The organism is Specibacter sp. AOP5-B1-6, from assembly GCF_052376555.1.
Lineage (GTDB): Bacteria > Actinomycetota > Actinomycetes > Actinomycetales > Micrococcaceae > Specibacter.
The window spans coordinates 37,970-62,493 of sequence record NZ_JBQSVT010000015.1 but is presented as its reverse complement, the minus strand read 5'-3'; the positions used below and the strand labels follow the sequence as shown (position 1 = coordinate 62,493).

Here is a 24,524-nt window from a genome sequence, read left to right as displayed (position 1 = left end):
GGGCTGCCGGACAGAAAGGGGCCACCACAATGGCACAATCGTTCCGTTCCCCGGGGCATGGCGGGCTGTCAAGGATCGGCGTGGCGGTGTGTCATGGCTTCACCGGCTCCCCCGTCAGCATGCAGGGCTGGAGCGAGCATCTCGCCGACGCCGGATTCGCCGTCAACATGCCGCTGCTCGCGGGCCACGGCACCACCTGGCAAGACCTCGGCAGGACCCCGTGGGAACACTGGTACAGGGATTTTGAAGCGGCATATCTTGAGTTGGCAGCGCGTTGCGACACAGTCTTTGTTGCCGGCATGTCGATGGGCGGGGCGCTGGCACTGCGTGTGGCTGCGCTGCACCCGGTGGCCGGGGTGGCCCTGGTCAATCCCGGCCTGACATTTAGTGACAACAGGGCTAAATATTCCGGGCTGCTGAAGTTCGCGTTGAAAAGCGTTCCCGCCATCGGTGATGACATGAAACTCCAAGGCGTCAGCGAGGGGGCCTACGCCCGCACCCCCGTTGCAGCCGTGCACCAGCTCTCACAACTGTTCACCGACACCATCAACCTGCTCCCCCGCGTCACGGCCCCAACATTGGTGTTCCGGTCCACCGTCGACCATGTTGTGCCCGATTCCAGCCTCGACGTGCTGCAGGAAAAAATCGGCAGCACCGAGCTGCAGGTGGTGTCGCTGGAAAACAGCTACCATGTAGCCACCATGGACAACGATGCACCCTTGATCTTTTCCCAGTCTGCGGACTTCTTTCGGAGGAACCTTCATGCAATCTGACCCCGGAGCGGACACGCCGCACACCGGCGGAAATGACGACGAAGTGTGGCGCGACCTTGTGTCAAGGCTCGAGGAAGCCGACGACGCCTTCATGGACAGCTCCGACGTCGTTGAGACGCCCGAAGGCCCAGTCGCAGGTCCGGAAGCCAAGGGCGTTGTCGACTTTGACCCCCTGGGCGTGTGGCAGCGACAATCGGAGCCGGCGCCACGGGAACCCGCCGCCGGCGGACACCCCGGCGACCACCCCGGCAGGCCGGCCGAGTTTGGTCCCCGCGACTACGCCGTCGACGACGAGGACGGCGACGAATTTGTGCCTGAGGAACTCCCCAGCCTGCGCAACACCGAGCCGGCCATCATGCTGTCCTGGATTGGGGCTGCGGGAGGACCGCTGTTCCTGGTTTTTTCGGCCATCTTCTGGCGCCAGATTCCAATGATGATGGTCCTGGCCGTCATCGTGGCCTTTCTGGCAGGCACCGGCTACCTGCTGTTCCGCCTGCCCAACCACCGCGACCATGACAGCGGCGACGGCGCCGTCGTCTAGTTCCTGCAGCGCGTCCCGTAAGGCAGCGTGCCGGGCAGGGCAGTGCGTCCATAAGAAGGCAGCGTGCCGGGCAGGGCAGTGCGTCCATAAGGCGGTGTGCCGGGCCCAACGTGCCTCGGCTACGACGCCCCGGCCAGGCCCAGCCGCCGAACGCGTGCCAGGTCGGCGGCGCCAATCAAGCCTGCCGAGGGACCGAGCTGCGCAACAGTGATGACGGCCTCCTGGCGGTAGCCCCGGCCCGTCAAGTTTCGTGAAAAAGCGCGCCGCGCGGGCTCAAGCATGAGGTCCCCCGCGGCGCTGAGCCCACCGCCAATGATGAAAAGTGCCGGGTCAAGGGCGGCTGCCAGGTTGGCGATGCCCAGCCCGAGCCAGTCGCCCACTTCGGCCACCAGTTCCTGTGCCGTTGCCTCCCCGTCCAGTGCCAGCTCGGTGACAACACTGCCGGTGATGTCCTTGGGCCGGCCATTGGCTGCGGCCAGCAATCCGGCGGCCATGGGCGAATGCTTCCTGGCGAGTTCACGGCCCTCCCGTCCCAGCGCATTCCCGGAGGCGTACTGCTCCCAGCATCCGCGGTTGCCGCATTCGCAGCGGTGTCCGCCAGGCATGATGATCTGGTGCCCGAACTCCCCTGCCATGCCGAAACTGCCGCGCTCAACCCGGCCGTCAATCATCAGCGCTCCACCTATGCCTGTCCCCAGGGTCAGCATGAGCAGCCTGTCGTGCCCGCGCCCCGCCCCGAAGCGCCATTCGGCCCAGGCAGCGGCGTCGGCGTCGTTGGTGATGACGACCGGGCGCTGCAGCAGCGCCTCAAGCGTGTCGCGGAGGGGTTCATCGCGCCAGGCGAGGTGGGGGCTGAAGACAACTTTTGCGCCGGCCAGGTCCATCCAACCGGCGGCACCAATGCCCACCGAAGCAATGTCGTGCCGTGAGCCGAGCTCGCGGACCAGCTCCACAATGACAGCTTCCACTGCCCGGGCGTCGCGGCCGGGAGTTTCCCGCCTGATTTCCTCAAGGATTGCCCCCTTGCCGTCGACAACTCCGGCGGCCACTTTTGTGCCTCCGATGTCGATCCCCAGAGCCAGCGGCGCCAACGCTGGCGGCTGCGGTTCCAGAGCTGGAGGCAGCGGTCCGGGGCCTGTGGTGGTGCCCGCGGTTGTGCGTGCGGCGGGGATGGCAGGTCCGGTTTCAAGGGGCGGCGGAAGCATGCATTAAGTCTAGTCAGCGCCGGACCCGCCGCGAACCAAATTGAAAGTGTGAGCCGAACAACATAAAGTTACTAACCAGTAACATAGCTTTTCCGGCGGATCACTTGCTTCGCGGATAGAGTAAAGCAACACAACCGCAGGCCCACATATCAAAGGAGCTATTGTGCAAGAGATTTCCGTTCCGGCCAAGGTAGTCAGTCCACGGACCATGAACACCACCGATTTTGTGCTCCGGCAGGCAAATTCGGCCGCCAATCCTGCTCTCTTCTCCCGCCGCAATGCCGACCATGTGTGGGTCGACGTCTCCGCCAAGGAATTCCATGCCGACGTCAGCGCCCTGGCCAAGGGCATGATCGCCTCCGGCATCAAGGTCGGCGACCGCGTGGGCATCATGGCCAGGACCCGTTACGAGTGGGCCCTGGTCGACTTTGCCATTTGGTTTGCCGGTGCCGTGTCGGTGCCGATTTACGAAACGTCGTCACCGTCGCAGGTGGCTTGGAATCTGGGCGACTCCGAGGCCGTAGCCGTTTTCGCTGAAACCGGCACCCACGAAAACATCATCCGCCAGGCCGCCCACAACGAGGGCCTCACCGCGATCGCGCATGTCTGGCAGCTCGAAGGCGACGGCCTGGATGCCCTGCGCGAAGCGGGTCGCGATGTCGCCGACGACGTCCTGGAGGCTGCCCGCACGGCAAACGGCCTGGACGACGTGGCAACCATCATTTACACCTCGGGCACCACAGGCCGCCCCAAGGGCTGCATGCTCATGCACCACAACTTTGTGGAACTGAGCGAAAATGCGCTGGCCGTGTTGGGCGAATCGGTGGTGGTGCCAGGTTCGCAGACAATCATGTTCCTGCCCCTGGCCCACGTTTTTGCCCGGTACATTTCGGTGCTGGCGGTGGCGGGCGGAGCCAAGGTTGGCCACACCCCCGACATCAAGCACCTGCTCGAGGACCTCCAAAGCTTTCAGCCCACGTTTATCCTCGCCGTGCCGCGCGTCTTCGAAAAGGTGTACAACTCGGCCGCACTCAAGGCTGAAGGCGAAGGCAAGGGCAAAATCTTCGCAGCAGCCACCAAGACCGCCATCGAGTACTCCCGGGCCGTTCAGGACGGCAAGATTGGCTTGGGCCTGAAGGCCAAGCACTTTGTCTTCGACAAGCTCGTCTACGTCAAGCTCCGGAATGCGATGGGCGGCAACGTCCGCCATGCAGTTTCCGGCGGAGGCCCCCTCGGGGAACGCCTTGGCCACTTCTTCCAAGGCATCGGCCTGCAAATTTTGGAGGGCTACGGGCTGACCGAGACCACGGCACCGATCACGGTCAACCGCCCGGAACGCATCAAGATCGGCACGGTGGGCACTCCCCTGCCGGGCAATGCCGTCAAGATCGCGGACGACGGCGAAATCCTCGTCAAGGGTGTCTGCGTCATGAAGGGCTACTTCGGTCGCGAGGACCTGACGGCCGAGAACTTCATCGACGGCTGGTTCCGCACGGGAGACATCGGCGAACTGGACGATCAGGGTTTCCTGAAGATCACGGGGCGCAAGAAGGAAATCATTGTCACCTCCGGTGGCAAGAACGTGGTGCCGGCCCTGCTGGAGGACCAGATCCGGGCCGATGCCATCGTCTCCCAATGCGTTGTCATCGGCGAGCAGCGTCCGTTCATCGCGGCGATCGTCACCATCGATGAAGATGCGCTGCCGCAATGGGGCAAGGCGCATGGCCTGCCTGCCGGAGCCACGGTGGCCGAGGCCGCCAAGCACCCGAACGTCATCGCCGCCGTGCAGGCAGCCGTGACCAGGGCCAACTCCTCGGTCTCATCCGCTGAAGCCATCAAGCAGTTCAGGATTGTTGATTCCGACTTCACCGAAACCTCCGGCCACCTGACCCCGTCACTGAAGGTCAAGCGGGCCCAGGTCATGAAGGACTTTGACGCCGTCGTGGAAGAGATTTACCTGAGCAAGAAGCCCGCTTAGTACGCCCAAGAGAGCGGCGGCGCCGGCTCCCGGAGCGGGGATGGATTTCCAAGGTCGCCCAGCGACCGAGGAAATCTTACTGCCCGCGAGGGAGCCGGCGCCGCCAGTTCTCGTTAAGAGATGACCACCAGCAGGTCCCCGCCCTGCACCTGGGCGACCCCAGTCACGGCGAGGCGGCCCACGGTGCCGCCGACCGGCGTCGTAATTGACGCTTCCATCTTCATGGCCTCAATGGTGGCGATGGTGGCTCCCGCATCGACGACGTCGCCGACGGCCACCTTGACGCTGACGGCGCCGGCGAACGGCGCGGCAACCTGGCCGGGCACCGACTCGTCGGCTTTTTCGGCCGCCTTCACGGTGCTTTCGATGCTGTTGTCACGCACCGTGACGGGCCGGCTCTGGCCGTTGAGCTTGCACGTGACGGTGCGCATGCCCTTTTCGTCCGCTTCGGAGATCGTCTCCAGCGCGGCGATGAGGCGCACACCCTTGCCCAGGTCAATCGTGTGCTCCACGCCGCGGCGCAGCCCGAACAGGTAGTCGCGGGTGTCCAGCACCGAAACGTCGCCGTACGTCTTTCGCACAGCCTCAAATTCCTTCGTGGGCCCGGCAAAGAGCAGGCGGTTCAGGGCCGCGCGGCGCGTGTCGCTGTCGCCGGCAAGCTGCTCGCTGTCCGCACTGGTGAGCGTGCCCATCCGGTCGACGACGGTCCGTCCCTGCAGCGCCTTGGTGCGGAACGGTTCCGGCCAGCCGCCGGGCGGGGTGCCCAGCTCGCCGCCGAGGAAGCCCACCACCGAGTCGGGGATGTCGTAGTTTTGCGGGTTTTCCTCAAAGTCAGCCGGGTCGGCCTTGATGCCCACCAGGTGCAGGGCCAGGTCGCCCACCACCTTGGACGACGGGGTGACCTTCACCAGGTGCCCGAGGATCCGGTCCGCTGCCGTGTACATGTCCTCGATTTCCTCGAAGCGCTCACCCAGGCCCAGCGCAATCGCCTGCTGGCGCAGGTTGGACAGCTGACCGCCGGGGATTTCGTGCTGGTAGACCCGGCCGGTGGGTGCTGCCAGGCCCGATTCAAACGGGGAGTACAGGCGCCGGACGGCTTCCCAGTATGGTTCCAGGGAGCTGATGGCGGCCAGGTCGATGCCGGTGTCCCGCTCAGTGTGTGCCAGTGCGGCAACCAGGGCGGAGGCTGAGGGCTGGCTGGTGGTGCCGGCCAGCGCCGCGGAGGCGACGTCGACGGCGTCGACCCCGGCATTGACGGCGGCCATCAGGGTGGCCAGCTGCCCGCCCACGGTGTCATGGGTGTGCAGATGCACCGGCAGGTCAAACCGATCGCGCAGCGCCGTGACCAGCTTGGCCGCGGCGGCCGGACGCAGCACGCCCGCCATGTCCTTGATGGCCAGGATGTGAGCGCCGGCGTCGACGATGCGCTGGGCCAGTTCGAGGTAGTAGTCGAGGGTGTAGATGGTTTCGGCCGGGTCCAGCAGATCACCCGTGTAGCACAGGGCGACCTCGGCCACGGCGGTGCCGGTGGCACGCACGGCCTTGATGGCGGGCTCCATCTGGTCCACGTCATTGAGCGCGTCAAAGATGCGGAAGATGTCGATGCCGCTGGCTGCGGCTTCCTGCACAAAGGCGTCGGTGACCTCGGCCGGGTACGGCGTGTAGCCGACCGTGTTGCGCCCGCGCAGCAGCATCTGCAGGCAGACGTTGGGCAGTGCTTCGCGCAGCTGCGCCAGGCGCTGCCACGGGTCTTCGCCGAGGAAGCGCAGCGAGACGTCGTACGTGGCGCCGCCCCAGGCCTCGACGGACAGCAGCTGCGGGGTCAGCACGGACACGGCCGGGCCCGCCGCGAGCAGGTCCCTCGTGCGCACGCGGGTGGCCAGCAACGACTGGTGGGCGTCACGGAACGTGGTGTCCGTGACGGCGACAGCTGTCTGTGCGCGCAGGGCTGCAGCAAAACCTTCCGGGCCCAGCTCGGCCAGCTGCTGGCGGGTGCCGGCAGGAGCGTCGGCAAGCTCGACGTCGGGCAGCTTGCGGGCCGGATCTTCCAGCACCGCCAATTCGCCGTGCGGCTTGTTGACGGTCGTATCGGCCAGCCAGGTCAGCAGCTTGGTGCCGCGGTCCGAGGACACGTGCGAGTTCAGCAGTTCGGGGCGCTCGTCGATGAAGGAGGTGGCGACGTCCCCGGCGTTGAACGCGGGGTCGGCAAGAACCGCCTGCAGAAACGAAATGTTGGTGGAGACGCCGCGGATGCGGAACTCGGCCAGCGCGCGGCGGGCGCGGGAAACCGCTGCCTCGTAGTTGCGTCCGCGGCAGGTGAGCTTGACCAGCATGGAGTCGAAGTGCGGGCTGATCTCGGCACCTGCGTAGATCGTGCCGCCGTCGAGCCTGACGCCTGCACCGCCGGCTGAACGGTAGGTGGTGATTTCGCCAACGTCGGGACGGAAGCCGTTGGAGGGGTCTTCGGTGGTGATGCGGCACTGCAGCGCGGCACCCTTGACGTGCACCGTTTCCTGGCTCAGGCCAAGGTCGGCCAGTGTTTCGCCGGCGGCGATGCGCAGCTGGGCCTGGACCAGGTCGACGTCGGTGATTTCTTCCGTCACGGTGTGCTCGACCTGGATGCGTGGGTTCATTTCAATGAACACGTGCTGGCCGGCACGTTCACCCACGGTGTCGACAAGGAACTCGACGGTGCCGGCGTTGACGTAGCCCATGGCCTTGGCGAACTTCACGGCGTCGGAGTGCAGCGCCTTGCGGATGTTCTCGTCCAGGTTCGGGGCCGGGGCGATTTCCACGACTTTTTGGTGGCGGCGCTGCAGGGAGCAGTCGCGTTCGAAGAGGTGGATGACGTTGCCCTCGCCGTCGGCGAGGATCTGGACCTCGATGTGGCGGGGGCGCAGCACGGCCTGCTCCAGGAACATGGTCGCGTCGCCAAAGGCGGCGTCGGCTTCACGCATGGCGGCCTTGAGCGCCTCTTCCAGGTCTTCGGCCTTTTCCACGCGGCGCATGCCACGTCCGCCGCCGCCGGCCACGGCCTTGGCAAAGATCGGGTAGCCGATCTTCGCCGCGGCACCCAGCAGGTACTCCAAGTCATCGCTGGGCTCGCTCGATTCCAGGACTGGAATCCCCGCCTTGCGGGCGGCGTCAATGGCGTGGACCTTGTTTCCCGTCAGCTCCAGCACTTCGGCGGGCGGGCCCACAAAGGTGATGCCGGCTTCCTTGGCCGCCGAGGCCAGGTCGGGGTTTTCCGAGAGGAATCCGTAGCCGGGGTAGATGGCGTCGGCGCCGGCTTCCTTGGCGACGCGAATCACCTCCGCCACGTCCAGGTAAGCTCGCACGGGGTGGCCTTCTTCGCCGATCAGGTACGCTTCATCGGCCTTTTGGCGGTGGATGGAGGTGCGGTCCTCATAGGGGTACACCGCAACTGTCTTTGCACCAAGCTCGTAGCTGGCACGGAATGCCCGGATCGCGATTTCGCCGCGGTTGGCAACCAGAATTTTCGAAAACATCCCACTCCTGTGTGAACGATGGTCTGGTGGGACATGCTTTGGCGCCTGATTCAAGGCCCCCATGCGGTGTCCCACTGTCGAAGGCGGCGGCGGACGAGGTTACGCCCGGCACCGGCCTGTTGTGTAGAAGTTGTAAAACATCTGTCGTTCAGGAAACTGCGCCGGGCCCATCCCGGCGTTGATTCCACCCCTGTGTCACGACCCTGCGTCACGACACAAAGTTGTGTCAGTTTCCCCCCGCACGGCAACACCGGGCAAATCCTGTGGCGCAGCTCACTGCTGACAGCGTAACAAACCCGCTGTTCGCCAGTGAACCAACAAACGGCCGAGCGTTGGGATCAAAAGACCTTGGCCAGCTCCTCGACGGATGGGCAGGAACACACCGGGTTCCGGTCGCCGCACGCCTGGTCGATGCGGCGGACCAAGGGCCAGTATTTGGCACGGGGGTCCACCCCTCTGCCGGGAAGGCTGCCTCATTCGCGGGTGTGCGGGTGCTCCCACGCCAAGGCGATGGACTGCGCCGCGGGCGGGGCACGCCAAACCGCTGCGAGGCGCCTACCGGGGGCGATGTCACGGATCAGTCCCGAGTCGCCCGGGTACTGCAGCAGCACACCAAAGAAGTCCACGTCGGGGAGCCCGGCGCCAAAGTCATGCGCGAGGACCGGGATGCCCGTCGCCTTGGCGCGGGTATGCACCACGGCCAGCGTTTGGGGGAAGGTGTCACCGTCAACCAGCAGGACGGCGTCGTCCGCTGCAGAACGTTTGGTGCGGCGCATCAAGGCAACCGCTTCAGCCGCGGCGATGGCCTCATCGAGCGTGGACGCGTTGGCGGTGGCCATGCCTGTCAGGCAGCCAACCACTGTCTGGAAATTCAGCAGCGCCTCGAGCCGGCCCTGGGAAATTTTGGGCTGGCAGGGCCTGTAGGCGGTGTACGAAGCCGGGCATTCCCGGCACGTTGCGTTGCATCACACCAGGGGTTTGGGTGCCGAAGCAGCCCTGGCCGACAAAGGACTTGTTGACAGTGCTTTTGCCTGCCAGCGCCTTCAACTCGGCCAACACTGCCTCCTCCGACACGGCGGCCGGCAAAGTCATCGGCGCCGTCGTGTAGACGGATTTGGGCAGCGCGGCCATGGAAAGCTCCTCCAAAGAAGCAAATCCAAGGGCACTCAACATATGATGAATGTGGGGCTGCGAAGTAACCCCAATGTGACGGTCGCGAAAAACGCCCGACACACGGTTGTTGGTGTTCTGGCGCCCGGGCAAATTTACTGGGGTGTTTGCCAATGGGTTCACCAAGTCGCGAACGTTCCACGGCTAGTGTAAGTGGCAGAGCTATTCGCAGCAGCACATGATTGGGTAAGCAACGCAAAGGGTAATGGTTCATCCGTGCAAGTAGTGAGTATCAGCAGCCTCAAGGGCGGCGTAGGCAAGACGTCAGTGACGCTCGGCCTCGCCTCGGCAGCCTTGGCCGCCGGCATCCCCACCCTGGTGATCGATCTCGATCCCCACGCCGACGCCACGACAGGCCTGGGCGTTGCAGCCCGCGGGCAGCTGGATATTGGCCAGCTCATCAAGAATGCCCGCAAGGCCGATTTGGCCGCGAACATTGTGCAAAGCGGCTGGCTTGCCGCGCACAGGAACGACGACGGGTCCACGCCGACGCTTGACGTCGCCATGGGCTCTGCGTTCAGCGGCGTCTACGACCGGCCCGACCTGGGCAAGCGCGATCTGCGGCGCCTGGCCACGATCCTGGCCAACGCCGACCGCGACGGCAACGCACCATACCAGCTGGTGTTGATCGACTGCCCGCCGTCGCTGAACGGCCTGACCCGCATGGCTTGGACCGCCAGCAGCCGCGTGCTGCTCGTGGCCGAGCCCGGCCTGTTCTCGGTGGCCGGCACGCAGCGGACCTTGCGTGCCATTGAGCTGTTCCGGACCGAATTTGCCCCGGCCCTGGTCCCTGCCGGCATCGTGGCCAACAGGGTGCGCACCGGCTCCAACGAGCACGCGTACCGCCTGTCGGAGATGAAAACCATGTTTGGCGAGCTGCTGCTCTCCCCCACCATTCCCGAGCAGGCCAACTGGCAGCAGATCCAGGGTGCGGCCCATCCTGTGCACCAGTGGCCCGGCGACTCGGCCAAGAACGCCTCCGCACTTTTTGACAGGCTGTTGGACTCGGTGCTGACCCAAGGCGCCACCCGCAGCCGCCTGTACCGCGGCTGACCTTCCCGCTTCTCAAACCCCACCCACCAACTGGCCCGCGGAAGTGGTTGCTGAAACAGCCACTTCTGGTTGATTTGGCAACCACTTCTGCGGGCTACTTTGGAAGGGGGCGCCAACCGCGCCGGTGCAGGGCGTCCCGGATCTTTCGGATGGCAGCTTTCGCGTCATCACGCATATGTTCCTTGCCAATTCGCACCTCAAGCCAGCCCACTTCCTCAAAGTCCTCTTGCCGCCGAATGTCGCTCCCGACTTGTTCAGCCTCAGAGTGCGTGGCACCGTCGTATTGCACCGCCACACAGTACTCCAGGAACTGCGCGTCGGGAGTGCGGGACTTCCCATGCATCAGCTTCACGGGTGCGCTGACGAGCGGTTCGGGCAGACCAGCCCTGTCCATGGCCAGCCGAAGCCTCGTCTCCGGGGCGGAGTCCGAGCCAACACGCGCCAACGCCAAAGCCTGCCGGGCCTTTTGAATGCCTGGCGTGCCTTTGTGCCGCTCCAGCATGGACAACAGGCCCTGGGGCGTTGTATACGGTTCTGACCGGCCCTCAAACTCCGGACGAGGAATGCGCAGGAGATGGCCGGCCACCACCACCAGCTCCTCGACGGTCATTCGTCTGGCACAGTCGAGCCACGTCCGCACGCGAGTGGTGATCCACAGCCCGTCAAGACACGTGACCTCGTCATCGCGGAATTTCGTCGTGTGGCCAACCACCCCCAACCTGCGGGGCTCGTCGTGCGGTGCCTGACGAGAAATATGGATGCGCGGCGCTTCGCCCTGCGGCAGGAATCCAGGAAACCCCCAAATACAGAAGGCTGTTGCGTGCGAGGCCGCCGAATATCCTGTGACCTGTGTGTATGGACGCGTTAGCAGCACCAACGGCACGTCCCCAGTGGCAAAGGCAAGGATGCCTCGGCTGAGTGAAATAACTTCAGCATGCCGCAATTGCCCCCTGGTCACACCCAGCTCGGCAGCCTCCTCCGATGTGAAGGGGGCCGAGGTGAGCGCAACTGGCAAATCCACTGATTCGTCCATGAATGAATCATGGCAACTGCCGCCCGAAAGCGTTTAAGTTATCCACACCCCCACCGCATTTAAACATGTGATGTCTCAAGACACCGGTGACAGTTCTGTACCAGAACATCGGTAGCACTCGGTGTCTCAAGACATCGGTAACACTTACCCCATTTCCGGCTGGTTCTGGAACTTCGCCGTGGCATGCTTCAAGCTCAGATACGTGACGCCGTCTGGGAACGGATAATCGTATTTGGTGATCAATTCACCGTCCATCGAGATCACCATCAACTCCGCCTGATCCCAGATGACCGTCACCATGGTGCTGCGTAGCAGTTTGCCTAAATAGAGCTCCACGCCAGCAACCCGCAGGCACCTGTTCTTATTGACCCGCATCAGCTGACTGCCCGTCGTCTCCATGTGCTCGGTCCGCAGCGTGGCGCTGAGCTTGGCCGGCTCCGGGATTGAACCGTCCTGCGGCGTTGGCGATTGCTCTTCACCCGGTTGTTCGGCCAGGACAGCTTCGCCGACGCTCGGAGGTGGCGTGGTACTGTGCTTCACCCATTCCCCAGGCGCGAGGGGCTCAGCGACCGGCGTGGCATCCCACGCCTCCTGCGGTGTCATCCGATCCTCCAAGGACTGATGACCGCGCTGTGTGTTGTAGGCCTGGTCAAAGACCTCAACCTGCGCCTGCAATTCGGCTAGGTCCTTGGCGAATTGTTGTTTCTTCAGCCACTTGAACAACGTCGAATGAAACCGCTCGTTCTTCCCCTGAGTCGTGGGCTTATATGGCTTGCCGGTAATCGTGGCAACGCCGAGACTGTTGGCGTACGCGACCAGTTCGCTGGTCACGCCCCGACGGATCGGGTTCAAGGCCTCACCATTGTCGCTGAGCAAGCGCTGTGGTATCCCGCGGGCGGTGACGCCCATGCGGAAGACCTTCACCGCATCCGGACCGTTCTCCGTCCTTGTAACTAAAGAGGCCACGGCCAGGCGGGAATGGTCATCGAGTAGCTGGAAGATTACGCATTTGCGGCCGCCTTCCAACACATATTCGGTAGCATCGAGCTGCCAGCAGGCGTTGGGCATCGGGTAGCGGAAGGATCGGTAGGAGGAGCGGGGGCGCTTCTGCGGGGCCGGGGTGACTAGGCCGCGTTCGCTGAAGATCCTGGCTAGGGACGCAATCGAGGGGGTTTGCATGCCAAGCTTGCGCATCTGGTCGTGCACGCTGATCGGCCCGTGGTCCCAGCCTGCGTCTTCCATGGACTTGCGCATGGCGACGGCTTGGTCTTTGAGGGTTTCGCTGGTCGCGTTGGGCGAGGTTTTCGGGCGGCGGGAACGGGGTTCGAGTGCGGCTGCTTGTCCTTCGGTGCGGGCTCGTTTGAGTATTTCGTAGAACGTTTTGCGGCTGATGTGGTGCTCGGTGCAAAACGCGGTGACAGCTCCTCTGGGTGCGTCTTCTGGCCATCGGGCGATGGCCAGGCGTATCGTCGGTTCAACTGGATCATTTTTCACACAATCCAGTTCAGCAGCCCGCCGCTGGCCCTCGTGCCAGCGGCGGGCTGCGTGCTTACCGAGGTTAAAAGATGGGGAGAAGTGTCACCACCAAGGACCACAGTTGTGTCACCGATGTCGTGAGGCAGAACTGTTACCGATGTCCTGCGAGATAACACACCGCATTTAAACAAGTGACCCGCAGTTGTGGTTGTAAAACACGGCAAATTCGCGTGTTTTACAACCACAGCTGCGGGTCACTTGGAAGAGAAGGGAGGCTAGGAGATTTTGCGGGCCTCGCGGCGCTTGCTGAGCTCGTCCCCCGGGAAAGTCTGCACGGCTGCGTGCTCGCTGGGCAGCGCGGCCAGGCTGCCTTCCACCTCACGCCAGACACGGCCCACGGCGATCCCGAACACGCCCTGCCCGCCCTGAACCAGGTCGATGACTTCATCGGCCGAGGTGCATTCGTAGACCGATGCCCCGTCGCTCATCAAGGTGATTTGTGCCAAGTCCTCCACGCCACGCTCGCGCAGGTGTTCCACGGCGGTGCGGATCTGCTGCAGCGACACACCCGTGTCCAGCAGGCGCTTCACAACCTTGAGAACCAAAATGTCGCGGAAACCATAAAGACGCTGCGAACCGGAGCCGGCCGCACCGCGGACGGCGGGTTCCACCAGGCCGGTGCGGGCCCAGTAATCCAGTTGGCGGTAGGTGATGCCGGCGGCCTTGCAGGCAGTGGGCCCGCGGTAGCCGGCGTGTTCGTCCAGGACAGGCAAATCCTCAGTGAACAGCAAGCCCTGCGACCCTGACCTCATGGCCGTGCTGGGGACAGCAGTGCTCGGGACAACGGCTGCCGTCAGCTCGCCGGCGTCACTCTTGGCACTCACGTGGATCCTCCTGTTCACAGTCCCCCTGAACGGTTGTCTTGCCTGCACACTGGTCAGGCACAGCACATCGAGGGTGAGCTGTAGGGGCTCTAACCTCCAGTGTGCCCGTGCCGGCCGAAGCTTGCAATGGGGAACTCGATACTTCGACGTTAGAGGGGTGTGGGACCAAGGTCAAAGACGTCTGCACAACTATTTAACCGTGTCGAAAGTTTCAGCCTCAGCTTTAACCTTAGACATGGACGCGAAACACTGAAAACAAGCCGATTACTTGTCAAAATCCTCGGGTTCAACGTCATTGAGGAATTCCCGAAATTGACGAACCTCACGTTCCTTGGCCTCATCGTCGTCGGCAACGGCCTGCTCGTTGCCGTCCTCGTCATGGCCGCCGATCACTACCCCGGCCTCCTCCACGAGACTTTCCGCAGCCCAGATCGGGCATTCAGCACGCTGGGCAATGGCGATGGCGTCCGAAGCCCGGGAGCCGATGGTGGTTCCGTTGTCAAAGAGCAGTTCGGCATAAAAGACGCCTTCTTCGACCTTGGTCAGGTTCACCCGCACAATCCTGTGGCCCAGGGCCAGGACGACGCCGCAGAGCAGATCGTGGGTCAGCGGACGCGGAGGCACCACGCCTTGTTCGGCCAGGGCAATGGCCGTGGCCTCGGCAGCCCCGATCCAGATGGGGATGTGGCGCTCCCCCAGCAGCTCGCGCAGCAATACGAGCGGCTGGTTGGATGGCATCTCAATGCGGACGCCAACAATCTTGACCTCGATCACGAGGTTTCCATTTCAGCGATGCGCGCCTGCACCAATGCGCTGTGCAGGCCAAGGCACAGTTCGGCGATTTCGCGTGCAGCTTCGGCGGCACGCATGGCGGACGTGCTGTCCTTGCGGGAGGATACCGGGCCGACGGCCCGTTCAACCAATCCGAATTCCCTGTCGGCGGCGGCCTGGAACGGCCGCAGGTGCCGCGGTTCCAGTCCGTGGGCGGCCAGCGCGGTGCAGGCCTGCGCAACCTTCAGGGCGTGGTCGTCAAAGGTGCCGTCGCGAAGCTCAATCAGCCCATAGCTGAGCATTGTCTCGTAGAGTTCGGAGCCCGCAGCCGATTCCGTGCGCAGCTGTTCGGGTGTCAGCCGTCGCGACCGGCTCTTGAGTTCCTTGGCGAGGTCCTCGGAGACCATCCGTGGCGCAATCGACACACCAGCGGGCAGGTTTTGCGGCGTGAGGCCCTGGTCAATGGCGTCAAGATATTCGCGGATCACCTTCAGCGGCAGGTAATGGTCCCGTTGGAGGGCCAGCACAAACCGCAGGCGTTCGACGTCGGGCTCCCGAAACTGGCGATACCCGGCAGGCGTGCGTTGCGGGGTGATCAGTCCCTTTTCTTCGTAAAAACGGATTTTCGACGCCGTCACTGACGGGAAGTCCGCACACAAAAGTGCCAGGACTTCGCCAATGTTCAGGACGGGAGTGGCGGCCGGCCGCCGGTTGGTGGTTTGAACGTCCACCAGCCGGCGCCCGGCGCCCGGGCTCACACTCACCACAGCGCCCTAGGAATCCGCAGCCGAGTCGTTACCGCTGGTTTCACTGGCATTCGTTTCATTGGCACTGAAGTAGTAGGTCAGGCGGAACTTGCCGATCTGCACCTCATTGCCTGTGCGCAGGCGCACTGCATCGACCCGGTCCCCGTTGACGTAGGTGCCGTTGAGGCTCCCTGCATCAATGACCTCAAAGCCGCCGTCGTACTTCATGAAGTTCACGTGCCTGCGCGACACTGTCACGTCATCCAGGAAGATGTCCGCGTCAGGGTGGCGTCCGGCCGTTGTGACCTCACTGTCAAGCAGGAACCTTGCACCTGCATTCGGCCCCACATGGGCGATGAGCAGCGCTGAACCCGCGGGAAGCGAGTTCACGGCGCCTTGCTCATCGCTCGCCAGAACCGGAACCGTCGAGGGTCCGGCCTGGACGGGAGGGAGCTGAATCGAGGTGGTATCTGTTGCACCGGGCTGATCCTGGGCGTTCGCCTGATCATTCACCCCGGCGTCGTTACCCCTGTCAACCATTGGTACTCCTCCTTGCTGAAAAGAATTGCGCGGAACCCTGTTGGGCCCCGGTATTAACAAAGTACGGTCATTCGCTCGAAAAAGTCTGGGTGCGGACCGGTGCTCATGATTGCACTTGCTGCTGCGCCGGTCCTGCGCCAAACGTTTCCTAGCTACTAGCCTACCTTTTCCTGGTAGTCGGCTGCGCTGAGCAACGTCCCATAGCTGGCGGCATCGGCGAGGGTGATTTCCACCAACCAGCCGGCCCCGTACGGATCCGTGTTGATGAGCGCCGGATCGGCGTCCAGTGCCTCGTTGCGGGCCGTGACAGTACCGGTCAGGGGAGCATAAATGTCGCTGACACTCTTGGTTGATTCAACTTCGCCCACCACAGTGTTTGCCGTGACTTCGGTGCCAAGTTCGGGCACCTGAACGTAGACGACGTCACCCAGGGCATCCTGAGCAAAATCGGTGATGCCAACGCGCACCACGCCATCGGCGGTGGGTGCCAGGATCCACTCGTGTTCTGCTGTGTAGGACAGGTCTGTGGGAATGTTGCTCATATTGCGCGCCTTTCGGGGTTCAATCGCTGCCGCTCGAAGAAAAAGTGAAGTCTAAAGTAAAACACAAACTCAGTCGGTGGCAGATTCATGCCATAAACCACACCCAGTCTTTAGTGTGACGGCGTTGTTTACAAGTCGAAGGTACTTTCTAGGATATTTCGCCGGAATTTCGCCCCGCCTGCCCCCGACTCTGACATGATTCAACTATGACTGATTCAGCAACGCCCGCACCCCGCGACGGCCGGCGCAGCCCCGGCGCACAGGAGCATGGGCAGGAGCATGGGACCGAAACGGCACAGGCAGGCAGCGGAGCCAAGGCAAAAATGCCGGTGTGGCTTTTCCGCACCATCCTCGGCGTGGCAGCGGCCATCGCACTAGTCGTCGCCTATCTCATCGCTTCCGTGACCGTGCCGCTGATATGGGCCGACTCCATCAGTGACCAGATCGGCGGTCAGCTGGGCAACAGCATTCCGCTGGGCATGTTCTATGGATTCGTGTTCTCGTTCGTGCCGGTCACCGTCGCGTGGCAGGCGCATCGCCGCGGCCTCAACAAGTGGGTCCGGGTTTCACTCGTGGTGTTGGGATTGCTGCTGACCATCCCCAACCTGCTCACCCTGGCTGTCCTCTTCGGCGGCACCCAAACTGCGGCCGACGCGCGGTCAAAATGGGCCAACGGAGCCAACTGGTTCGGCACCTGGAGCCAGATTTTCATGGTCGTCGGCGTGGTGTGCGCAGTCGCCCTGATCGTGCTGGGGCGCATGTGGCTGCGCCGTGGCAGGAAGATCCGGGAGATCAAGGCCGCCGAGAAGCTCGTGCGCGAGGACAAGCTGGCCCGGTCGCTCGCCAGCAAGGAAGCTGCCAAGGAGGCTGAAAAACAGGCCCGGATCGATGCCCGCGCGGCCGAGAAGGCCGCCAAGGAAACCGCGCGCACCCACCGCCGTCAGCCTGCGTCTGCCCCCGACCAGCCCGCGCCTGCCCCCGGAGGAGCGTCCCTGGACAAACCTGTCGCGGAAAAACCGGTCCCAGGCAAGCCGGTCCACAACGAACCGGCGACGGACGGCCCCGCGACGCCCGGCGACACTCCGCCGGCCTAGCCGCCAAGGATGAACCAGCACCAGCCGTGCGTGCTCGCCGGCGTCTTCCCCGGCCAGTCCCCCGCCGTCGTTGAAGAAGCCGCCCGGCTCGCAGCTGCCATGCGCCGGCCGCTCATCTGCGCCTACGCCAACCCCGCCCGCTACCCCGTCTCCGAGGCTGCGGACGGGGCCATAACCTCGGCCCCTGTCGACCCTGATTTCATGGACGACGCCGGAGCCTCCTTCCCCGCTCTGCTCGCCGACACGCTGGAACAGCAGCTGAATGCCATGGAGCTGCCTGCCGAGGATCTTCAGTGGCGCTTGTTGCTGCTGGCCGGCGAGCCAGCCCAGGCCCTGGCCCGTTGTGCCGACACCCTGGGGGCGCACATGATTGTGGTGGGCACCCACGGTGACAGCCACACATCCCTGCGCGAGCTCGTGCACCGCTCGGTGGCGGTCCAGCTTTCCCGCAAACAACACCGCCCTGTCCTGGTCGTTCCCACCCATCACTGCCAGCTGGGTCAGGTCCGCCTGTGACACGGCAGTACCTGCACGTCCAGTCACTGTCCCTGGTGGCCCTGGGCGGCGCTTTGGGTGCGGCCACCCGTGAGGCGCTGGTCCTGGCCGTGCCCGACGCCGGTCCCCTGCCTGCGGCCATCATCGTGGCCAACATTGCCGGCGCGTTCCTGCTGGGACTGCTCTACGCGACACTGAACCGCCGGGATGCGCTGGACAACAGGCCATCCGGCACGGCCCTGCCGCGCAGCCGCCGGCTGCGGTTGCTGCTGGGAACCGGCTTTTGTGGCGGCTTCACCACGTACAGCACACTTGCCGTGGGGATGCTCCTGCTGGCCGGAACGGGCACATCGGACGCGGGTTCTGCGGCCGCCGGATCTGCGGACCTGGCCTGGGCCGCGGCTTACGGACTTGGCACAGTACTGGCAGGTGCGCTTGCCACGTGGGCGGGGATAGCCCTCGGAACAGGTTCCCGGGCCGCCGTCGAACTCCGCACGGATCTTCCGGAAACCACGCAGCGGGGAGGGCAGCAGCCGTGACGCCGCTGGTCTTTGCAGCCCTCGCCGTGGCCGGCGGGCTCGGTGCCGCCGCACGGTTTGCGCTCGACGGGGTCATGGGCAGCCGCTGGCGGACAATCTTTCCGTGGGCCACCTTCACCATCAACATTTCAGGTTCACTGGCCCTCGGCCTGCTGACCGCCCTGGCAGCCGGCCACCTGCTCCCCCCGGAATGGGCGCTCATCCTGGGCACAGGGTTTTTGGGCGGTTACACCACGTTCAGCACCACCAGCTACGAAACGGTCCGGCTGATGGGCGAAAAACGCTACCTCGCATCGCTGGCCAACGCCCTGGGAACACTGGCCGCCAGCGCCTGCGCCGCAGCACTGGGCTACTGGGCGGGCACCCTCTTCTAAGGTTGGTTTGCCCCGTCAGTCCCGGCGTCCCAGCTCATCCGCAGCAAGCGGTGGGGCGAGCCGTGGGCGTCAGTCTCCGCACGTCCCGCCGGAGTGAAACCGCGCCGAATGTAAAAGATCGCGGCCCGCGGATTTTGTTCGTTGACTTCAAGGTGCAGGCGGGGAAACTGATCCTGGGCCCAGCCGAGAAGCTTGCTGCCAACGCCCGTCGACCGTACCTCGTCAGCCACAAAGAGCATGGCCACCTGGTCCTTGTCCAGGCCGATGAAGCCCAGTATGCAGCCATTGCGTTCAGCCACGTGAATCCTGAGGCGCGGCAAATGCTCATCCCTGATCAGCGGTTCGAGCCTGTCAATGGCATCGAGGGACAGGAAGTGGTGGGTGGCTTCGACGGAATCGCGCCAGACATTGGTGAGCTCCTCAATGTCCTCGGGGCAGCAACCTTCCCGCAGGATGACAGCTGCGCGCGCATTCACGATACCCCCGTTTCCACCCCGGAAAGGCTGGCTGGCAGATGCAGGCTCCTTCGGCAGCGGGCACCTCCCAGCCTACCGGTGGACTGCCGCCAGCCACAGGCAAGTAATCGAAACGTTACTGCCGGCCCCGCCCGGCTGCGCCTGCAAGACCTTGAATGCACGACGGCGGATGGCCCACTTTGGTGGGCCGTCCGGGGAATCCGGGAGCTGCGGTCCTGGAAGCGGCCAATAACTGGGTTAGCGCGCAGCGAACGGTTCCGCTTAAACTAAGACGACCCGCAGAGCATCGGCGAGATACTCGTACGGGCCTAACCGCCGCTAACTCTGAGAAGAGCGCCTTGGCTAGGAAAAACAATACCTGCCCACGGCCCCAACTGTTGCATCAAACAGCGTTGATGAGCCGCAGTTCACATTGCGGCACGCTATTCACTGTGGGGCACGATCCAGCCGGACGGCCACCGCCCGTCCAGTGACGGCGCCCGTTTGCAGCGCCCCGGGCCAGTCAGCCACCAGGACCAGCAGGGTGTTGGCGTCCTCGCCGCCCACGGCGCAGGAAAAGCAGCCTTGTTCCAGTTCGATGGTATGCAGCACTTCACCGCCGCGGGCCACCAGGACACAGCATTTTCGGGGCACGTCCGCGTACCAGATGCCACCGTCGCCGAGGCAAATTCCGTCCGGGGCGCTCCCCGGCACGGCCGCCCACGCATGCCGGTTGGCCAGTGAGCCGTCGGCCAATATATCGAAAGCCGTCAGACACCCTGCGTTTGACTCGGCAACCACCAAGGTGCCGCCGTCGTCCGTGACCACCATTCCGTTCGGGAAGGCGAGGTGCTCCGCAACCACTGTTGCGCCGCCGTCGGCCTTGACCAGGGCAATGAGCCCCGACACCTGCGCCGGGCCGGGGTACGCGTAGCCGATGCAGTTGACGTACGCCTGCTCGCCGCGGGTGGCAATCTCATTCCACGGCGTCTCGGAGAGCTCGCTCAGCGTGGCGCGGCGGGCAAAGGTGCCGGCCGGGGTGAGCGTCAGCAATTCACCGGCGGCACCGGACACAACCAGCAACTCCCCGTCGGGCAGCCAGTCAAAGGTGATCGGGAAGGACGGCACGGCAAAACTTTGATGCTCGGTCCCGTCCGGGTCGATGGCGTGAATGAGGCGGGCGTTCCAGTCCGCGAACCAAAAACGCCCCCCGTGCCACCGAGCGGACTCTCCCATGCCAATCCCTGCCGCAATGACCTGCTGGTTTTCCATGGTTCTCCTCCACCGTGCCTTTGGATGTGGAACAGTGCCAGTTTAAGCGTCACCGGGACGCCGGGGAAAGTACGATTTTCTCGCTCCCGGCAGCGGCCCCGGGCCTCTCGCGCCCACCCGGTTGGCCCGGCCTGCGGGGTCGCACCGCGCCGCCGCGGAAGTCTGCCTGCAACGGCGGCAACAGGCCACCCAGCCCCTGTGACCTGCGCGACATTACTGGTTAGTAACAAATTTCCGGCATAAACACGTTTGGTCAAGGTACGCTGGCGATTATGAGCCAATACCAGCCTCCAATTGCAGACATCGCCTTCGCACTTGAGCATGTTGTGGGATACCCGGACATCGCCAATCTGCCAGGTTTCGAACACGCAGACCTCGACACCGTCGTCGAACTCCTTGAACAGTGCGGTGAGTTCATGGCAGAGGCCGTGGCACCCCTGAACCAACAGGGTGACACCCAAGGTTCCCAGCTCCAGCTCGACGGCACAGTCAAGACACCGGACGGCTTCAAGGAGGCCTACCAACAGTACGTCGACGCCGGATGGGGCTCCGTGCCGCTGCCGGAGGAATACGGCGGCGGCGGGTTCCCCCGCACCATCGGTCTGGCCATCCAGGAAATGTTCAACAGTGCGAACCTGGCCTTCTCGCTGTGCCCGCTGCTGACCCAGGGCGCCATCGACGCGCTCCTGCACTACGGCGACGACGCCATGAAGAACCGCTACCTGCCCAAGATGGTCAGCGGCGAGTGGACGGGCACCATGAACCTGACCGAGCCGCAGGCCGGCTCCGATGTTGGCGCCCTGACCACCAAGGCCGTCAAGAACGACGACGGCAGCTACGCCATCACGGGCCAGAAGATCTTCATCACCTACGGCGACCACGACATGGCCGAGCAGATCGTCCACCTGGTTCTGGCCCGCACACCGGGCGCCCCGACGGGCACCCGCGGCATCTCCTGCTTCATCGTCCCGAAGTTCCACATCAACGACGACGAGTCGCTGGGCGAACGCAACGGGGTGCAAACCGTCTCACTGGAACACAAGATGGGCATCCACGCCTCCCCCACGTGCGTGCTGTCCTACGAGAACGCCACGGGGTACCTGATCGGCGAAGAGAACAAGGGCATGCGCATCATGTTCGTCATGATGAACGCCGCACGCCTGGGCGTCGGCGCGCAGGGCTTGGCCGTCGCAGAGCGCGCCTACCAGCAGTCGCTGGAGTACGCCCAGCAGCGTCAGCAGGGCCTGGCCATCGGTGCCACCGGCACCAGCTCGGCCATTATCGAGTTCCCTGACGTGCGCCGCATGCTCATGACCCAGCGCGCAAGTATTGCCGCCCTGCGCTACCTGATGCTGCTGGATGCAAGCTATGTGGACCACAGCACCAACGACCCGGACCCGGCCGTCCGGGCCAGGGCAGACGAGATCGTCGGCCTCCTGACACCCATATGCAAGTCATTCGGCACCGACTTGGGCAATGAGCTCACCTCGCTTGCCCTGCAGATCCAAGGCGGCATGGGCTTCATTGAGGAAACCGGTGCGGCCCAGCATGTGCGCGACGTTCGCATCGCCGCGATCTACGAAGGCACCAACGGCATCCAGGCGGCAGACCTCGTGGGGCGCAAGCTGGGCGTCCGGGGCGGCGCCTCCGTTCTGGAATTCCTGGCCACCATGCGAGAAATCGATACCGACCTGGCTGCGGCAGGTGCCGACTTCGCGGGGATCCGTGAGGAGCTGGACCGCCAGTTCGCGGCGCTGGAAACTGCCACGCACTGGATGCTCCGCACGGGCCAGGGCGACCCCAACTCTGTTCTGGCAGGTTCCACCCCGTACCTGCGCATGTGGGGGCTGTGCACGAGCGCCTGGATGCTGGCCCGGGCGGCCGTAGCCGCCGCCAAAACCGATGATGCACGGCTGGCCAACGAGCAGCTGGTGCTGGCCCGCTTCTACGCCCAGCAGCTACTGCCAGCGTGCGCCAGCCTGTTGGGCGCGGCCACGGCGGGTGCCGAAGACCTGTTTGCCCTGGACGCGAACAGCCTCGCAGGCACCGGCCACAAGGTCAGGAGCTAGGAGCGGACCCGCCAGCGGCTGCGGCACGTTCCGCACCGCCGGCGGGCGCCACGGGCTGACGCAGGATGGTTTTGAGCTTCTCCGGGGCCGATCGCCTCGGATCGCTGAGGTAGATCTCGTGGTGCCTGCCATTGAACCGAAGGTTGTGTGCGGGCATGAACTCCCGGTGCAGCCGGGCCAGGACGGGTCCTTCGTCGTCGTAGGGGCCACGGTGAAGGATTTGGACGCAGAATCCTTCCTGCAGTTCCGCGACACGCAGGCGTGCCAGCCCGGGCAGCTCCTTTTTCGCGGCGAGAAGCTCTGCTGTCTCCGCCACCTGCTCGGAGGTAATCCATTCCGGTTGGCTGATCATCATGGTCCAGTCCCAGCTGGCTTTGTCCCGAGCTGCTCCGTCCGCGGCGGTAAAGATGGCCATGTTCTCCGCCCACCACAGTCCCTCCAAGGGTGCGACAACATAGTCCCGGCCCCTTTCCTTCTTGCTGCGGAATTTCAGCGCATAGGATGTGGCGTACAACGACTCCAAGGCTTCGGTGTACTCGGTTGAAGCGTTGGGATCGCCGTGGCCGTCAATGGCAAGGTAGCGAAAAGCGGGCACCTCCACCAGGGAGAAGTCCTTGGAACCCGGTGCATAGAGCGCTTTGTGGGACTTTTTAACATCGTATTTTTCCATTGCTTCTTCCTCTTGGGCAGGCCTGTTTGGGCCGCCCAGCCGTTTCCGCCCAGCCGTTTCCGCCCAGTGTAGGTTGATGCCAGTTGCGGCGCCGCAACGGCACGCCACACCAGATCACACCAAGGAGTCCAGTGTCCCCTGAATTGAACTTGTCCGAACGGCAGGCCCGCCCGCTGTGGTGGGGATTCGTCCCGTACGTGATTGTCTCCTTGGTTCACGTTGCCGCCCGCTTCGCCAATAACGGCGCACTGGCCGACCCCACAAAGCTCCTCCTCATGCCCGCCTTGATATTGGCCGCGGTCTGGGGCCTGCGCCGGCTCGGCAGCCGATCGCTGCTGTGGCTGCTGCTGGCCGCGCTGTTCTTCTCATGGCTGGGCGACGGTGCCGGCACGTTTTTCCCGTTCGCCCCGACACTGCCCCTAATGCTGCTGTGCTTCGGCATTGCCCACCTTTGCTACATGCGCCTGTTTTGGCGCCACTTGGCCCGACGGCCACTGCCGTGGTGGGCGCTGATTTTTGCGGTTTGGTGGGTGGTGCTGCTGGCCTTCATGTGGCCCCGGGCGGGAGGGCTGGCCCCCGCCGTCGCTGTTTACGGCCTGGTGCTGGGCGGAACTGCGGCGCTGTCTGCCCGCTGCCATCCAGTCATCCTATGGGGAGGCGTTTTCTTCCTGGCCTCGGACACCATACTGGCGTTCAGGATCTTTGCCCTTGAACTGATGCCTGGCTGGACCAGCGGCATGGTCATGCTGACCTACACGGTGGGACAGGGGCTTATTGTTGCCGGCGCGCACCGCAGCGGCAAACGGGCCATGCATGAGGAGAAACTTCCCAGCTGAACAAGGCAAACCCTGCGGGGTTGTCAGTCACCGTGAGCCACTTCGCGCAACCCCCGGCGATGCCAAATACGATCTAACCCGCTGCAATTGTCAGGACCTCCCGCATTATGCCGTCCCGGTCCAGTCGCCAGCGCCAGCCCACGGCTGCCTGCGAGCGCAGCACCAAGCCCTTCAAGGAGCATCGCATGGCCGGCAGCCTCGTGATGCGCACGGGGTTGTTCGTGGTTCTGCTTCAAGCTCGCTGACAGCCGTCCAATCCGCCAGCCGCGGAGACGGCACAATTCCGGGGTTGCAGCGTCCGGTACAGGCCTGGCTTCGTGTTGCACCCGCACACTCCGCTGCCGGGCAGCAGCGGTTCTCCGAACTATAGTCACCTTCTTGCGGCTGCGTTGTCAGCGCCACTAGAAGCACGACGGCGGCGTGACCGGCCCATGGGGCGGGAGCATCCGCTCGTCCCGGCCCGGGCAACGCTCCCCCGGTTTCGGACCGGCTGTCCCCA

The 24,524-nt window shown here is 64.2% G+C and carries 22 protein-coding genes and 2 pseudogenes; 10 read left to right on the top strand and 14 right to left on the bottom strand.

The window, feature by feature from the left end; genetic code table 11:
• The first annotated feature begins 29 nt into the window (after window positions 1-29).
• Both ACT3TS_RS09840 and ACT3TS_RS09835 read left to right on the top strand, forming a co-directional pair.
• Window positions 30-773, top strand: coding sequence for an alpha/beta hydrolase (locus ACT3TS_RS09840; protein ID WP_444531327.1), 744 nt, complete (start codon window positions 30-32; stop codon window positions 771-773).
• Window positions 763-1,314 carry a hypothetical protein gene (locus ACT3TS_RS09835; protein WP_444531326.1) on the top strand — a complete coding sequence of 184 codons (552 nt, stop codon included), beginning with the start codon at window positions 763-765 and terminating at the stop codon, window positions 1,312-1,314. Before ACT3TS_RS09840 ends, ACT3TS_RS09835 begins: the two co-directional genes overlap by 11 nt.
• A 119-nt stretch (window positions 1,315-1,433) precedes the next feature.
• Here ACT3TS_RS09835 and ACT3TS_RS09830 read toward each other — a convergent pair whose 3' ends face one another.
• Entirely contained in the window at window positions 1,434-2,486 is a 1,053-nt protein-coding gene (locus ACT3TS_RS09830) for an ROK family glucokinase (protein WP_444531362.1), read from the bottom strand.
• A 196-nt stretch (window positions 2,487-2,682) separates the two neighbouring features.
• Here ACT3TS_RS09830 and ACT3TS_RS09825 point away from each other — a divergent pair, with 196 nt between their 5' ends.
• Window positions 2,683-4,497, top strand: coding sequence for an AMP-dependent synthetase/ligase (locus ACT3TS_RS09825; RefSeq protein WP_444531325.1), 1,815 nt, complete (start codon window positions 2,683-2,685; stop codon window positions 4,495-4,497).
• Between the two features lie 113 nt (window positions 4,498-4,610).
• Here ACT3TS_RS09825 and ACT3TS_RS09820 read toward each other — a convergent pair whose 3' ends face one another.
• The 3 genes and pseudogenes from ACT3TS_RS09820 to ACT3TS_RS09810 form a co-directional block, all read right to left on the bottom strand.
• Entirely contained in the window at window positions 4,611-8,006 is a 3,396-nt protein-coding gene (locus tag ACT3TS_RS09820; protein ID WP_444531324.1) for a pyruvate carboxylase, read from the bottom strand.
• 473 nt (window positions 8,007-8,479) lie between these two features.
• A pseudogene (locus ACT3TS_RS09815) lies at window positions 8,480-8,938 on the bottom strand (glycine dehydrogenase (aminomethyl-transferring)); the annotation flags it as partial.
• Between the two features lie 73 nt (window positions 8,939-9,011).
• A pseudogene (locus ACT3TS_RS09810) lies at window positions 9,012-9,179 on the bottom strand (hypothetical protein); the annotation flags it as partial.
• 213 nt (window positions 9,180-9,392) lie between these two features.
• Between ACT3TS_RS09810 and ACT3TS_RS09805 the strand changes: the two are divergent.
• Window positions 9,393-10,229 carry a ParA family protein gene (locus tag ACT3TS_RS09805; protein ID WP_444531323.1) on the top strand — a complete coding sequence of 279 codons (837 nt, stop codon included), beginning with the start codon at window positions 9,393-9,395 and terminating at the stop codon, window positions 10,227-10,229.
• 94 nt (window positions 10,230-10,323) lie between these two features.
• On the opposite strand, the gene ACT3TS_RS09800 is transcribed toward ACT3TS_RS09805, so the two are convergent.
• The 7 genes from ACT3TS_RS09800 to gcvH form a co-directional block, all read right to left on the bottom strand.
• On the bottom strand, window positions 10,324-11,262 hold the full coding sequence (locus ACT3TS_RS09800) for a hypothetical protein (protein WP_444531322.1): 939 nt from the start codon (window positions 11,260-11,262) through the stop codon (window positions 10,324-10,326).
• A 144-nt stretch (window positions 11,263-11,406) separates the two neighbouring features.
• A complete protein-coding gene (locus ACT3TS_RS09795; RefSeq protein WP_444531321.1) occupies window positions 11,407-12,756 on the bottom strand; it encodes a DDE-type integrase/transposase/recombinase in 1,350 nt (449 codons plus the stop codon).
• Between the two features lie 257 nt (window positions 12,757-13,013).
• Window positions 13,014-13,622: a MerR family transcriptional regulator gene (locus ACT3TS_RS09790; protein WP_444531320.1), complete on the bottom strand. Its 609-nt coding sequence runs from the start codon at window positions 13,620-13,622 to the stop codon at window positions 13,014-13,016.
• Window positions 13,623-13,886: 264 nt separating this feature from the next.
• A complete protein-coding gene (locus ACT3TS_RS09785) occupies window positions 13,887-14,396 on the bottom strand; it encodes a bifunctional nuclease family protein (protein WP_444531319.1) in 510 nt (169 codons plus the stop codon).
• Window positions 14,393-15,124 carry a transcriptional regulator FtsR gene (gene ftsR / locus ACT3TS_RS09780; RefSeq protein ID WP_444531361.1) on the bottom strand — a complete coding sequence of 244 codons (732 nt, stop codon included), beginning with the start codon at window positions 15,122-15,124 and terminating at the stop codon, window positions 14,393-14,395. The genes ACT3TS_RS09785 and ftsR overlap by 4 nt, the downstream gene beginning before the upstream one ends.
• A 42-nt stretch (window positions 15,125-15,166) precedes the next feature.
• Complete coding sequence (locus tag ACT3TS_RS09775) at window positions 15,167-15,679, bottom strand: FHA domain-containing protein (protein ID WP_444531318.1); 513 nt, start codon at window positions 15,677-15,679, stop codon at window positions 15,167-15,169.
• Window positions 15,680-15,834: 155 nt separating this feature from the next.
• Complete coding sequence (gcvH, locus tag ACT3TS_RS09770) at window positions 15,835-16,221, bottom strand: glycine cleavage system protein GcvH (RefSeq protein WP_444531317.1); 387 nt, start codon at window positions 16,219-16,221, stop codon at window positions 15,835-15,837.
• Window positions 16,222-16,427: 206 nt separating this feature from the next.
• On the opposite strand from gcvH, the gene ACT3TS_RS09765 reads away from it, so the two are divergent.
• From ACT3TS_RS09765 to crcB, 4 genes are read left to right on the top strand one after another with little or no spacing between them, the layout of a single operon-like run.
• Window positions 16,428-17,315, top strand: coding sequence for a hypothetical protein (locus ACT3TS_RS09765; RefSeq protein WP_444531316.1), 888 nt, complete (start codon window positions 16,428-16,430; stop codon window positions 17,313-17,315).
• 9 nt (window positions 17,316-17,324) lie between these two features.
• A complete protein-coding gene (locus ACT3TS_RS09760; RefSeq protein ID WP_444531315.1) occupies window positions 17,325-17,831 on the top strand; it encodes a universal stress protein in 507 nt (168 codons plus the stop codon).
• Window positions 17,828-18,349, top strand: a complete 522-nt coding sequence (locus tag ACT3TS_RS09755; RefSeq protein ID WP_444531314.1) for a fluoride efflux transporter FluC — start codon at window positions 17,828-17,830, stop codon at window positions 18,347-18,349. Before ACT3TS_RS09760 ends, ACT3TS_RS09755 begins: the two co-directional genes overlap by 4 nt.
• Window positions 18,346-18,723 (top strand): fluoride efflux transporter CrcB, encoded by a 378-nt coding sequence (crcB, locus tag ACT3TS_RS09750; protein WP_444531313.1) that lies wholly within the window; start codon window positions 18,346-18,348, stop codon window positions 18,721-18,723. The genes ACT3TS_RS09755 and crcB overlap by 4 nt, the downstream gene beginning before the upstream one ends.
• On the opposite strand, the gene ACT3TS_RS09745 is transcribed toward crcB, so the two are convergent.
• Together ACT3TS_RS09745 and ACT3TS_RS09740 are read right to left on the bottom strand one after the other, a co-directional pair.
• The gene (locus ACT3TS_RS09745; protein WP_444531312.1) at window positions 18,720-19,199 is read right to left on the bottom strand and encodes a GNAT family N-acetyltransferase; all 480 of its coding nucleotides are present in this window, start codon (window positions 19,197-19,199) and stop codon (window positions 18,720-18,722) included. The two genes, crcB and ACT3TS_RS09745, sit on opposite strands and share 4 nt — an antisense overlap.
• Window positions 19,200-19,625: 426 nt before the next feature.
• Window positions 19,626-20,450, bottom strand: coding sequence for an SMP-30/gluconolactonase/LRE family protein (locus ACT3TS_RS09740; protein ID WP_444531311.1), 825 nt, complete (start codon window positions 20,448-20,450; stop codon window positions 19,626-19,628).
• 272 nt (window positions 20,451-20,722) lie between these two features.
• Between ACT3TS_RS09740 and ACT3TS_RS09735 the strand changes: the two genes are divergently transcribed.
• Window positions 20,723-22,519, top strand: a complete 1,797-nt coding sequence (locus ACT3TS_RS09735) for an acyl-CoA dehydrogenase (protein WP_444531310.1) — start codon at window positions 20,723-20,725, stop codon at window positions 22,517-22,519.
• On the opposite strand, the gene ACT3TS_RS09730 is transcribed toward ACT3TS_RS09735, so the two are convergent.
• On the bottom strand, window positions 22,509-23,189 hold the full coding sequence (locus ACT3TS_RS09730; protein ID WP_444531309.1) for a GyrI-like domain-containing protein: 681 nt from the start codon (window positions 23,187-23,189) through the stop codon (window positions 22,509-22,511). The two genes, ACT3TS_RS09735 and ACT3TS_RS09730, sit on opposite strands and share 11 nt — an antisense overlap.
• A gap of 131 nt (window positions 23,190-23,320) precedes the next feature.
• Between ACT3TS_RS09730 and ACT3TS_RS09725 the strand changes: the two genes are divergently transcribed.
• Window positions 23,321-24,025, top strand: a complete 705-nt coding sequence (locus ACT3TS_RS09725; RefSeq protein ID WP_444531308.1) for a lysoplasmalogenase family protein — start codon at window positions 23,321-23,323, stop codon at window positions 24,023-24,025.
• The last annotated feature ends 499 nt before the right edge of the window (window positions 24,026-24,524 follow it).

Excerpts from the sequence above, each read along its gene's own strand:
- ACT3TS_RS09840 (WP_444531327.1), top strand. The coding sequence starts at position 30 with ATGGCACAATCGTTCCGTTCCCCGGGGCATGGCGGGCTGTCAAGGATC.
- ACT3TS_RS09835 (WP_444531326.1), top strand. The coding sequence starts at position 763 with ATGCAATCTGACCCCGGAGCGGACACGCCGCACACCGGCGGAAATGAC.
- ACT3TS_RS09820 (WP_444531324.1), bottom strand. The coding sequence starts at position 8,006 with ATGTTTTCGAAAATTCTGGTTGCCAACCGCGGCGAAATCGCGATCCGG.
- ACT3TS_RS09800 (WP_444531322.1), bottom strand. The coding sequence starts at position 11,262 with ATGGACGAATCAGTGGATTTGCCAGTTGCGCTCACCTCGGCCCCCTTC.
- ACT3TS_RS09775 (WP_444531318.1), bottom strand. The coding sequence starts at position 15,679 with ATGGTTGACAGGGGTAACGACGCCGGGGTGAATGATCAGGCGAACGCC.
- gcvH (WP_444531317.1), bottom strand. The coding sequence starts at position 16,221 with ATGAGCAACATTCCCACAGACCTGTCCTACACAGCAGAACACGAGTGG.
- ACT3TS_RS09765 (WP_444531316.1), top strand. The coding sequence starts at position 16,428 with ATGACTGATTCAGCAACGCCCGCACCCCGCGACGGCCGGCGCAGCCCC.
- ACT3TS_RS09760 (WP_444531315.1), top strand. The coding sequence starts at position 17,325 with ATGAACCAGCACCAGCCGTGCGTGCTCGCCGGCGTCTTCCCCGGCCAG.
- ACT3TS_RS09740 (WP_444531311.1), bottom strand. The coding sequence starts at position 20,450 with ATGGAAAACCAGCAGGTCATTGCGGCAGGGATTGGCATGGGAGAGTCC.
- ACT3TS_RS09735 (WP_444531310.1), top strand. The coding sequence starts at position 20,723 with ATGAGCCAATACCAGCCTCCAATTGCAGACATCGCCTTCGCACTTGAG.
- ACT3TS_RS09730 (WP_444531309.1), bottom strand. The coding sequence starts at position 23,189 with ATGGAAAAATACGATGTTAAAAAGTCCCACAAAGCGCTCTATGCACCG.